Genomic DNA, 10,570 nt, shown 5'->3' on the forward strand with positions numbered 1-10,570 from the left:
GGCATGCTCCCGTCGACAGGGCGGGGCCGCCCTGTCGACGGGAGCGACGGATCAGCCGTTCGCCGCGGTGAACGCGGTCGCCCCGCCGACGAGCGGCAGCGTGACCGTGCTCTTCGTCGTGTCGAGGTGCAGCTTCGCCCCGGGGGTGGGCCGGATGGTGTACTCGTAGTCGCTCGACAGCAGTACGACACCGATGCGGTGCCCCGCCGCGAACACGTAGTCGTGCGGCTGCATGTCGAAGTCGAGGCGGTACGGGCTGCCCGGCTTGACCGGCTCGGTCTTCGAGATCGACTTACGGTTCTGCGGGTCCGTCCAGCCGCGAGTGATGATCTTCGCCTTGCCGTTCTGGTCGTAGTCGACGAGCAGCGCCGTGACGTTGGCGGCCGGCTGGCCGAAGGACATCCGCAGGGACACCTGCGGCGTGCCGCTGAGCCGGACCGCGTCGGTCAGCGCCCCCGACTTGTAGGCCAGGCGGTTGGGGGACGTCACCGCGTCGGCGAGGGCGAGCGCCCGCTTCGAGGCGTCGTCGACGATCGTCTCGGTCACCGGCTTGCCCTGGCGGGTCTTGTCGGCGGTGAGGACACCGGCGGTGCCGTCCGTGCTGGGCGCCAGGTTGAGCTCGGTGTCCGCCGAGGTCGGCTCCGGCCACTCGGGGTATTCCACCAGCGTCCTGTTCTCGCGCTGGATCAGCGCCCGCTGGTCGTTCTCCACGCCGTTCTGCTGGCCCCACAGGTAGCGGGTGAACCAGCGGTTGAGCACGTTGACGCTCGGGGAGCCACCGTGTCCGCCCTGGTGCAGATAGATCTTGTGCGGCACTCCGCGCGCCTTGAGCGCCTCGTACCACTGCGCGGCGTGCTTGGTCTTCACGTTCCAGTCGTTGAGCCCGTGCGCGACCAGCGTCGCGGCGCGGACCTTGTCGACGTCGTTCAGGTAGTTGCGCTCGTCCCAGAAGGCGCTGTAGTCGCCGGTGACCCGGTCCTGCTCCTTGGCGAGATCTTCGATGACGCTTCGGCAGACCTGCCTGTCCGCGCGGGTGTAGACGTACTCCGCGAGCACGTCGGCGTCCTCGCCCTGGTAGCCGCCCGGCGCGACGACGGCGCCGTTCGCGCGGTAGTAGTCGTACCAGCTGGAGATCGCCGAGATCGGCACGATGGCCTCAAGTCCCTCGACGCCGGTGCTCGCGACCGCGTTGGGCAGGGTGCCGTTGTACGAGGTGCCGATCATGCCGACCTTGCCGGTCGTCCAGGTGGCATGGACCTCCCTGCCCGCGGCGTCGTACGCCTTCGCGCGGCCGTTCAGCCAGTCGACGACAGCTTTCGCGCCGATGGTCTCGTTGCGTCCGCCGGTGGTGGGGCAGCCGTCGGACTTACCGCTGCCCAGCGACTCGGCGTGTACCACCGCGAAGCCGCGGGGCAGCCAGTTGGCCTCGTGGCTGGTGCTGATGACGGGCTGCGGCCCGGTGCCGGTGACGGCCTCGTCACCCCTGGCCGCCTCGGCCACGCCGGCGGCGGCGAGCCGCTCGTCGGCCGCCGGGTCCTTCGTCGGACCACCGCGGTTCATCCAGCCCTTGCCCGGGCGGAGCGCCTCGTGGAGCTCGTGGTCGACGTTGTGGTTCGCGACCGCGTTGCCGCCCGCGTAGTAGGGGCTCACCTCGTACACGACGGGTGATTTCAGACCGGCGGTCTCCGTCTCCCGCAGCCGGGTGACCTCGGCGTGTACCCGGTCGTTCCGCCCGTCGCCGTCACTGTCGATCGAGGTCTCGACCCACATCTCCTCGCGGATCCAGTCGTTGCGGTTCGACGAGAACACCGGCTGGGCCATGCCGTCCACGAAGACCGGTCCGACGGAGGGGTCGGCGGCCGCGCCGACGGAGGCCGAGGGCGCCGCGACCCCGGCCAGGGTCATGGCGACGGCGAGACCCAGCGCCGCCGCGCCACGACGCGTCGATCTCGAACTGCGGAGGTTGGCCGGCGCCCCAGGGCCCGTCGCCAGAGGTGGTACAGACATCAAAAACCTTCCAGAACGATCAGTTCGGGGCGGGAAAAAACCCCGACCAAAGTTCAAGGGACAGTAAAGACTGCCCCAAGAAGGCTTGATGTTATGGGTCGGAAGTACGAAATGTCTATGGATGAGCACCCTGTCTTGATCAGGATAATTTCGACATCTATCGAGCTAGATATCGGTGAATCGACCACCTCCGGGGAGATCAGGAACCGGGCGCCCCCGGGACATCACAGGGCGCACGGCGAGCCCCGGACCATCCGACAAGCGAGCGAGACCCGGCCCGGCAGGCCGCCCACCACTTCCCGACCTCAGGGGCGGCACCCCCGATCCGGTGATCGGGGACGCCGCCCACGGGACGGGACGATCAGCCGCGCAGACCCTTCAGGCATCCGTAGACGGCCACGGCCAGCACCGCCTGCGGGTCGGTCAGGTCCGTGCCGAACCTGTTCCAGACCTCGCTCACGGCACCGGTGGCGCACCTGCCCGCCTTCCACCACACCCACTCGCCGGCGGCCTTCGCCGCGTCGACGATCTGGCGCCAGAACCTCTTGACGAACGCCACGATCGCGCTCCAGGAGCGGGGGGCGTCCTGGAACTCCTCGTCGGGGAAGCGGTACTCGTCCTGCGGGTCGCTGCTCACCAGCGACATCGCCATGGAGCGGGCCGTCGCCTCCGAGACGCCCGCGGCCCGCGCCGCGGCCGCGAGCTCCCGGGAGAACGAGGTCGCGCCGGCGGGAGCGGGAGCGGCGGTGACCATCACCGCCGCCGCGATCACCGCCGCCACGATCCCGGTTACGCGCTTGAACATGAGATGCCCTTCCTGTCGCGTGAGGATCAGCGGGACATGTCGCCCCGCCGTCACACACCGTTCCGCGGGCCACTCACTCGACGGTCACTTCGCGATTACCCAGAGTCACAGTTGACCTTCGCGGGAGCCTGTCACGCCAAGCGATTGCCGCGCATTCAAGGCGCATTTGACGTACACCCCTGATCACGAACGGCGATTTTATGATTACATTGAGTAATGGAAACGAGAGGCTCGGATCTCGAGTTCAGGATTCTGGGGCCGTTCGAGGTGCTGCGGGACGGCGTCCCGGTGCCGATCCGGGCGGCCAAGCTCCGGACGTTGCTCGTCTCGCTGTTGCTCGACGCCAACAAGACGGTCTCCGTCGAGACGTTGACGAACCATCTGTGGGGAGACGACCCGCCCGGAGGGGCGAGAAACACCCTGCAGAACTACGTGTTGCGGATCAGGCGCCTGCTGGGGTGCGCCGGGGACGAGGGTCCGCTGCTCACCTGCCCGCGAGGTTATCTGCTCAGGGTGGCCGACGACCGGCTCGACCTGCACCGCTTCGAGGCCCTCACCCTCCGTGCCAGGGCCGCCTTCGCCGCGGACGCGACGGAGCGGGCCGCCGCGCTGCTGGCCGAGGCCCTGGGGTTGTGGCGCGGGGAGCCACTGCAGGACGTGCCGTCCGAGACCCTGCGGCGGGAGGTCGTGCCCGTGCTGGCCGAGCGCGGGCTGGACGCGCTTCAGTCCCGCATCGAGGCCGACCTCGCACTGGGCCGCCACGAGGAGGTGCTCGCCGAGTTGCGCCGGCTGACCGCCGCGTATCCGCTCAGAGAGCGGTTCTGGGCGCAGCGGATGCTCGCGCTGTGCAGGTCGGGACGCCAGGCCGAGGCGCTGAGCTGCTACCAATCCCTCAGCGAGGTCCTCGCCGAGGAGCTCGGCGTCGACCCCGGCACTGAGGTGCGGAAACTGCACCAGCGGATTCTCGACGACGATCCCGCGCTCACCGCCAGGAGATCTTCCGGCAACCTCCCCGGCGAGATGACCACGTTCGTGGGCAGACAGCGGCAGCTCGACGACGCCGCGCGGCTGCTGGAGACCAGCCGCCTGGTCACGCTGACCGGGGTGGGCGGAGTCGGCAAGACCCGGCTGGCGCTGCGACTGGCCGCGCAGGTGTCGCCCACCTTCCCGGGCGGAGCGTGGCTCGCCGACCTCGCCCCGCTGACCGACCCCGCTCTGCTCGACCGGACCGTGGCCCAGGCTCTCGGAATCCGCGACCACTCCGCGCGCCCCTGCCTGGACATCCTCGTCGAGCACCTGAGCGACAGCAGGACACTGCTGGTGCTGGACAACTGCGAGCACCTGGTGAACGCCGCCGCGACGCTGGTGACCGCGCTCCTGCGCTCGGCGCCCGGTCTGCGGGTGCTCGCCACCAGCCGGCAGCGGCTCGGCGTCCAGGGCGAGCACGTCCTGCCGGTGCCGCCCCTCTCCGTACCGCCCACGACATCGGCGGACGCGGACGCCGAGCCGGCGCTGACCCACTACGAGGCGGTGAGACTGCTCGCCGACCGCGCCGCGGCCTCGGCACCGGACTTCCAGATCACGCGGCACAACCGCGACGTCGTCGCGCAGCTGTGCGGACGGCTGGACGGCGTGCCACTCGCGATCGAGCTGGCCGCGGTCCGGCTGGGAACGCTCTCCGTCCAGGAGATACTCGACCGGCTGGACGACCGCTTCCGGCTGCTCGCCGACACCGACGCCGAGAACTCCCCACGCCACCACCGGACCCTGGGCGGCGTCGTCGACTGGAGCCACGACCTGTGCACCGAACACGAACGGCTGCTGTGGGCCCGGTTGTCGGTCTTCGCCGGTGAGTTCGACCTGGAGGCGGCCGAGGTGGTGTGCTCGGGGACGGGCATCGACCGCCACGACGTCCTCGACCTCCTCACGGGCCTGGCGAACAAGTCGATCCTCGTCGTGAACGGCCAGGACGGCAGGACGCGCTACAGCCTGCTGGAGACCATCCGCCGGTACGGCAGACGGCGCCTGATCGACCTCGGCCAGGAGACCGTGATGCGGCGGCGTCACCGTGACCACTTTCGGAGCACCGCCGCACGGGCCGCGGCCGACTGGTGCGGCCCTCACGAGGTCGGATGGCTGTCACGACTGCGGCAGGAGCTCCCCAACCTGCGGGCGGCGCTGGACTTCTGCCTCACCGAGCCCGGCGAGGCGCGGAGCGGTCTGGAGATCACCGTCAATCTCACCAGGACCCGGTTCTGGTTCTTCGACAGCACCATCGGCGAGGGCCGTCACTGGCTGGAGCGCGGGCTCGCGCTCTCCCCCCGCCGGCCGGATCCCCTCCAGGTCGGCGCGGTGGCCATGGTCGCCTGGATCGCCCTCTGCCAGGGCGACAGGCAGGGTGCCGACGCCTTCATGGCCCGCTGCCGCCGCCTCGCCGCACAGCTCCCCGACACCGACGTCCCCGCCGCCGTCACCTGCGTCGAGGGCGCCCACGCGATGCTCGTCCACGGCAGCCCTCGCTCCATCCCGCTGCTGGCGCAGGCGAGAGACCGGTTCCTCGCCGACGGCGCGATCGGTGACGCCCACATGGCCACCATGCTCTGGGCGATGGCCTGCGCCTTCCTCGGAGACCGGGAGCTCGCCGTCACCGCCGCCGAGACCTACCTCGCCGACGCCGAGGCCCTCGGCGGGACCTGGGCCCACTCCTGGGCGCTGTGGGGCCTCGGTCTCGCCGAGTCGCGCCACGGCGACCCGGTACGGGCCGCCACCCTGTTCCGCGACTCGCTGCGCCGCCAGTACGACATCGACGACCGCTGGGGACCGGTGTGGGGCCTTGAGACACTCGCCTGGACCGTCGCCGCCACCGGCCGTCACGACCGCGCCGCCGAGTTGCTCGGCGCCGCGCACCGGCTACGGCGTACGACCGGGGTGGCGCTCATCGGCCTGCGGCCGTTTCACGACGCCCACGCCGAGGCCGAACGGCTGATGAAGAACGCGCTCGGGGCGTGCGGATACTCCCTGGCCTTCGAACGGGGGGCGAGGAACACCGACGTCATCGGCCTCGCGTGCGCGCCCCCGTGAGCCGGCACGGCCGACGACCACCACGGCGATGAGCGGTGTCGTCTCCGCCCCGGATCGATGTACGACAGGCGGCAGGTCCCCTTCCTGGCCGGTCTCGGCTCAGACGAGTCCGCCGTTGACCCGCAGCACCTGGCCGTTGACCCAGCGGGCGGGGCCGGCGAGGAAGGCCACCGCCTCGGCGATGTCCGCGGGCAGGCCCAGCCGTTCCAGCGGCGGCTGGGCGGCCAGCCTGGCGACGGTCTCCTCGTCCTTGCCCTCCAGGAAGAGATCGGTGGCGGTGGGCCCGGGGGCGACGGTGTTGACCGTGACGTCCCTGCCGCGCAGCTCGCGGGCGAGGATGAGGGTCAGCCCCTCGACGGCGCCCTTGGATGCGGCGTAGGCGCCGTAACCGGGAGCGGCCAGTCCGATCACCGAGGTGGAGAAGGTGATCAGCGCGCCGCCCTCGCGCAGCCTCCTGGCGGCCTGCTGGGCCACGGCGAAGGTGCCGCGTACGTTGACGCGGAGCACGCGGTCCAGCACGTCCAGGTCGAGTTCGGCGACCGGGGTGGGCGGGTTCATGATCCCGGCGGCGTGCACGACGACGTCGACGCCGCCGAAGGTCCGCTCGGCCGTGTCGAAGAGCTCCGCGACCGCCCGCTCGTCACCGACGTCGGCTCGGACCGCGATCGCCCGGCCGCCCTCGTCGGCGATCTCCGCGACGACGGCTTTGCCCTCGGTGTCGTTGCTCGCGTAGTTGACCACGACCGCGTATCCGTCGGCGGCGAGCCTGCCCACGACCTGGCGCCCGATGCCGCGTGAGCCTCCGGTGACGACGGCGACGCGAGCTGTTGTGCTGCTCATGATCGGTCACTCCTCCAAGAACTTATGTACACTATGTATATATACGAATGTAAACACAATGTCCATATATTCCACGGAGGTGGACGGTGACGCAGCAATCCCCCGCACCCGAGCGTCGCGGACGCGGACGCCGCCCGGCCGCCGAGGTGCGCCGTGAGATCCTGCGGGCGGCCGGCGAACTCCTGCTCACCGAGGGGATGGCCGCCTTCACCATCGAACGGGTCGCGGCGCTGGCGGGCGCGAGCAGGGTGACGCTCTACAAGTGGTGGCCGTCCAAGGGGGCGCTCGCGCTGGACGGCTACTTCGCCGCCGTCGGCCCCACCCTGGCCTTCCCCGACACCGGGGACATCGCCGCCGACCTCACCGCGCAGTTGCGGGCCTTCGTCCACCTGATGCGCGACACCCAGGCCGGGCGCGTGATGCCCGAGCTCGTCGGCCACGCCCAGACCGACCCCGAGCTGTCGGCGCTGCTCCGCGAACGCTACTCGGCACCGCGCAGAGCACTCGCCGTCGAGGCGCTGGAGCGCGCCAAGCGGCGCGGGCAGCTACGCGAGGACGTCGACCCCGAGGTGGTCGTCGACCAGCTCTGGGGCGCCTGCTACCACCGTCTCCTCATCCCCGACCAGCCTCTCACCGACGAGTTCGCCGAGGCCCTCGTCCGGAACCTGCTCGCCGGGATCGGCGGTGCCCGATAAAACGGCTTACCGGAAACATCAGACCGATAATGTACGTTTCGCGGCCCCGACAATGAGTCCAAGATCCCGGAGCGGCATGGGCGCTCTGACAGGCTGACCCGCCATCCGCAAGTGTGCGACAAGTGGGGGCCGTCAGGCTGGGCATCGGTCGCAGGCGGAAGAGGGGCATATGTTTGGGATCGTTCGCCCATGCAGGCACGGGATGTGCGGTGGGCTGTTCAAGGAGTGGATGGCGCACCTGTGCGGGCTCTGCCTGGCCCTGCGGGATGAGCACGGGCACGCCTCCCGGCTGGTGACCAACTACGACGGCCTGCTGGTGTCCGTGCTCACCGAGGCACAGGCAGCGGCCCCCTCCCCGTACCGGCGTGCGGCCGCCTGCGCGCTGCGCGGGTTCAAGGGCGCCGACGTCGCCCAGGCCGAGGGGGTACGGCTCGCCGCCGCGGTCTCGCTGATCCTGGCCGCGGGGAAGGTCAAGGACCACGTCGAGGACGGCGACGGCGTCTACGCCCGCCGGTTGGTGGCGGCCGGCGCCGGGCGGGTGGCCGCCCGCTGGTCGGCCGCCGGATCGGGTACGGCCGCCGCCCTCGGATTCGATCCCGCCCCGCTCCTCGCCGCGGTCGAGGAGCAGACCCGGCTGGAACGCCTGCCGGACCCGAGCCTGCTCCAGCTCACCGCCCCCACCGAGGCCGCGGTCGCCGCCGCCTTCGGGCACACCGCCGTACTGGCCGGCAAGCCGCACAACCGGGAGACCCTGGAGGAGGCCGGACGCTACTTCGGCCGCCTGGCACACCTGCTGGACGCCGTCGAGGACCTCGCCCGCGACCACGAGCGCGGAGCCTACAACCCGCTGACGGCCTCGGGCACCGACCTCGCCACCGCGCGGCGGCACTGCGACGACGCCGCGCACGGACTGCGCCTCGCGACGGCCGAACTGGACCTGGAACGACGACGCCTGGTCAACGCCCTGCTGGTCACCGAAACCGGCCGTGCCGTCGATCGGATCTTCACCGAGGCCGAGCGGGAGAGCCCCGAGGCCCCCTCTCGTGACCCACGACTGAATCCGGATCCCGGCGGGCTGCTGTCGCTGCTGTGCATGTCGGCGGCCTGCTGCACCTGCGGACTGTACCGGCCGCCGTGGGACGAGGACCGCTACCGGTCGTGCGGCGAGCGCTGCGACCCCACCGGCTGCGACGCCTGCGGGCAGTGTTGCAACGGCTGTTCCGGGTGCTGCGACTGCTGTGAGTGCTGCAACTGCGACTGCGGCTGACCGCACCGGCGGGCGGCTCGGCTTCCTCGTCATGGATGAGCAGGTCCTCGGGCGGCGGGCTCGACTCGGGGGACGACTCGGGGAAGAACGCTCCCCGCTCCAGGTGGGCCGTCACGTTGGCCCGGTGGAAACCGGGCCGCAGCGCGCGGAGCCTCTCCAGCGCGGCACGAAGCGAGCGCACCGCGGTGAGCGGGTCGAGTCCGTGACGGCCGATGGGGATACGGGGGAACTCACGGTTCTGGCGCGGAAGTTGAATCTGGTCACGTGGTGGCGCCTCGGCCGTGGACGTCGATGGGGGGCGAAACATCCGTAGCCGCTTGTGGAGATCCCGCACCGCGACGATATCCGTGTCGCCTAACGTGTGTGTCCGCCACCCGCAGCAGGCGCCAGGCGCAGCGACTCTGAGACGACGGGCAGTCCACCGGCCGTGGTCGTCACATCTTCTGGCGCAGGACCGGAGCCCGCCCGGGATGGGCCTCCGATCGCCCATGTCCCTGCTCCCCGTATCCGTACACACATCGTGGTGTAAGCCCTGGACAGGGCACCTGAGGGCTATGTCGGATCTCCCTAGCCTAAGGATTTCATTATCTAGATTTGTAGCCCTTTGGGCTGTTTGGAGCTTATGTCGGGTATATCGGTAAGAGTTCGCTTTCACAGCGGATCGTATTTCGCGTGAAACCGGAAGGGGGCATGGGTCATGACGAGACCCGCAAGCCTGGAACATCACCCCGATCTCATCGAGATGCGGGAGAGGTACGAACGAGCGGGCTCCAGCTCGGTGGCCCAGGCCATCGAAGGACTGGGCCTTCTGGCGGGCCTGTATCTGGCGATCTCACCCTGGGTGGTCGGCTTCAACGGCCTGTCCAGGCTCTCGGTGAGCAACCTCGTCACCGGTATCGCGGTCGCCGCGCTGGCTCTGGCCTTCGCGTCCGCCTACGGCCGGACCTACGGGGTCAGCTGGGTCGCCCCGGTGATCGGAATCTGGACCATCATCGCTCCCTGGATCACCGGCTCGGCGACGAGGGGCAGCATCTGGAACAACGTCGTCACCGGCATCGTCATCCTCCTGCTCGGTCTGGGAGCGGTGGCGATGGGCACCAAGAAGATGGCCGGAATGTCACACAAGGGAAGCATGTCCCACCGAGGAGACAGCTCCCACAGGACGGACATGCCCGGTCGAACGGACATGCCCAATCGGCCGGACTACCCCAACAGGCCCGACTATCCCAACAGGCCATAGACAGATGGATGTGAGATCAGCGCGACGGCTGCTCAACCCGGCCAGGGACCGGGTTGAGAGCGCCGTCCCCCGCTAAGCCCGGCCCCGGCCGGGCTTCCGTCGTCTTCGGGGATCCGTCCTCCGCCACGGACCCCGCCAGGAAGACGGGAGCCCGGCCGGGAAGGCCGGAGGGGACGGTTCATTCGAACAGGGTGTGCCGCTCACCGCGTCGGCGCCTGCGGGCGATCCTGATCCCGACCACCACGATGTCCACCGCCGCGACGGCCGCCAGGACGGCGAGGGCCACGGTGAGCAGGGTGAATCCGCCCTGAGCCGCGAACACCGCCAGAACCGTGCAGACCACCAGGCCGAAGATCGCCAGAACGAGCCGCAGGTTCAGCGCGCTCTTCGGATGGTCGTGCGTACCTGGCTGCTCCTTCATGGGACCACCTCCAGGGCGATGTCGATCCCCCACCTGCTCATATCTATGCGGGGGTATCTTTCAGCCCCTACCCAGGACATCCCTCACCATCCACGACACCGGAGTTCACCGAGAGGGCGCGGGGCCGGCCCGGTAAGCGGTTCCCGGCGATCGCGAAAACCCCCGGTACGCGGAAAGACCTCCGCGGGTGGATTCCACCCGCGGAGGTCTTTCC

The 10,570-nt window shown here is 70.1% G+C and carries 8 protein-coding genes; 4 read left to right on the top strand and 4 right to left on the bottom strand.

Annotation, left to right across the window (positions count from 1 at the left end):
* Positions 1 to 51 precede the first annotated feature (51 nt).
* A complete protein-coding gene (locus tag ABT352_RS27245) occupies positions 52 to 2,007 on the bottom strand; it encodes a Xaa-Pro dipeptidyl-peptidase (protein ID WP_350947774.1) in 1,956 nt (651 codons plus the stop codon).
* A gap of 361 nt (positions 2,008 to 2,368) precedes the next feature.
* On the bottom strand, positions 2,369 to 2,812 hold the full coding sequence (locus ABT352_RS27250; RefSeq protein ID WP_350947775.1) for a hypothetical protein: 444 nt from the start codon (positions 2,810 to 2,812) through the stop codon (positions 2,369 to 2,371).
* A 216-nt stretch (positions 2,813 to 3,028) separates the two neighbouring features.
* Between ABT352_RS27250 and ABT352_RS27255 the strand changes: the two genes are divergently transcribed.
* Positions 3,029 to 5,893, top strand: coding sequence for an AfsR/SARP family transcriptional regulator (locus tag ABT352_RS27255; protein WP_350947776.1), 2,865 nt, complete (start codon positions 3,029 to 3,031; stop codon positions 5,891 to 5,893).
* Positions 5,894 to 5,992: 99 nt separating this feature from the next.
* Here the strand turns inward: ABT352_RS27255 and ABT352_RS27260 are convergent, their stop codons facing one another.
* Positions 5,993 to 6,733 carry an SDR family oxidoreductase gene (locus ABT352_RS27260; protein ID WP_350947777.1) on the bottom strand — a complete coding sequence of 247 codons (741 nt, stop codon included), beginning with the start codon at positions 6,731 to 6,733 and terminating at the stop codon, positions 5,993 to 5,995.
* Between the two features lie 86 nt (positions 6,734 to 6,819).
* Here ABT352_RS27260 and ABT352_RS27265 point away from each other — a divergent pair, with 86 nt between their 5' ends.
* From ABT352_RS27265 to ABT352_RS27275, 3 genes are all read left to right on the top strand, one after another.
* The gene (locus ABT352_RS27265; protein ID WP_350947778.1) at positions 6,820 to 7,428 is read left to right on the top strand and encodes a TetR/AcrR family transcriptional regulator; all 609 of its coding nucleotides are present in this window, start codon (positions 6,820 to 6,822) and stop codon (positions 7,426 to 7,428) included.
* 229 nt (positions 7,429 to 7,657) lie between these two features.
* On the top strand, positions 7,658 to 8,695 hold the full coding sequence (locus tag ABT352_RS27270; protein WP_502992895.1) for a DUF5685 family protein: 1,038 nt from the start codon (positions 7,658 to 7,660) through the stop codon (positions 8,693 to 8,695).
* A gap of 697 nt (positions 8,696 to 9,392) precedes the next feature.
* On the top strand, positions 9,393 to 9,935 hold the full coding sequence (locus ABT352_RS27275; RefSeq protein WP_350947780.1) for an SPW repeat protein: 543 nt from the start codon (positions 9,393 to 9,395) through the stop codon (positions 9,933 to 9,935).
* A 178-nt stretch (positions 9,936 to 10,113) separates the two neighbouring features.
* Here ABT352_RS27275 and ABT352_RS27280 read toward each other — a convergent pair whose 3' ends face one another.
* The gene (locus ABT352_RS27280) at positions 10,114 to 10,356 is read right to left on the bottom strand and encodes a DUF6343 family protein (protein ID WP_350947781.1); all 243 of its coding nucleotides are present in this window, start codon (positions 10,354 to 10,356) and stop codon (positions 10,114 to 10,116) included.
* Positions 10,357 to 10,570: the final 214 nt, after the last annotated feature.

This window comes from Streptosporangium sp. NPDC000563, from assembly GCF_040299985.1.
Lineage (GTDB): Bacteria > Actinomycetota > Actinomycetes > Streptosporangiales > Streptosporangiaceae > Streptosporangium.

What these genes read in the sequence shown, in the direction of transcription:
- ABT352_RS27245 (WP_350947774.1), bottom strand. Translation starts at nt 2,007, where the DNA reads ATGTCTGTACCACCTCTGGCGACGGGCCCTGGGGCGCCGGCCAACCTC.
- ABT352_RS27250 (WP_350947775.1), bottom strand. Translation starts at nt 2,812, where the DNA reads ATGTTCAAGCGCGTAACCGGGATCGTGGCGGCGGTGATCGCGGCGGCG.
- ABT352_RS27255 (WP_350947776.1), top strand. Translation starts at nt 3,029, where the DNA reads ATGGAAACGAGAGGCTCGGATCTCGAGTTCAGGATTCTGGGGCCGTTC.
- ABT352_RS27260 (WP_350947777.1), bottom strand. Translation starts at nt 6,733, where the DNA reads ATGAGCAGCACAACAGCTCGCGTCGCCGTCGTCACCGGAGGCTCACGC.
- ABT352_RS27270 (WP_502992895.1), top strand. Translation starts at nt 7,658, where the DNA reads ATGGCGCACCTGTGCGGGCTCTGCCTGGCCCTGCGGGATGAGCACGGG.
- ABT352_RS27275 (WP_350947780.1), top strand. Translation starts at nt 9,393, where the DNA reads ATGACGAGACCCGCAAGCCTGGAACATCACCCCGATCTCATCGAGATG.
- ABT352_RS27280 (WP_350947781.1), bottom strand. Translation starts at nt 10,356, where the DNA reads ATGAAGGAGCAGCCAGGTACGCACGACCATCCGAAGAGCGCGCTGAAC.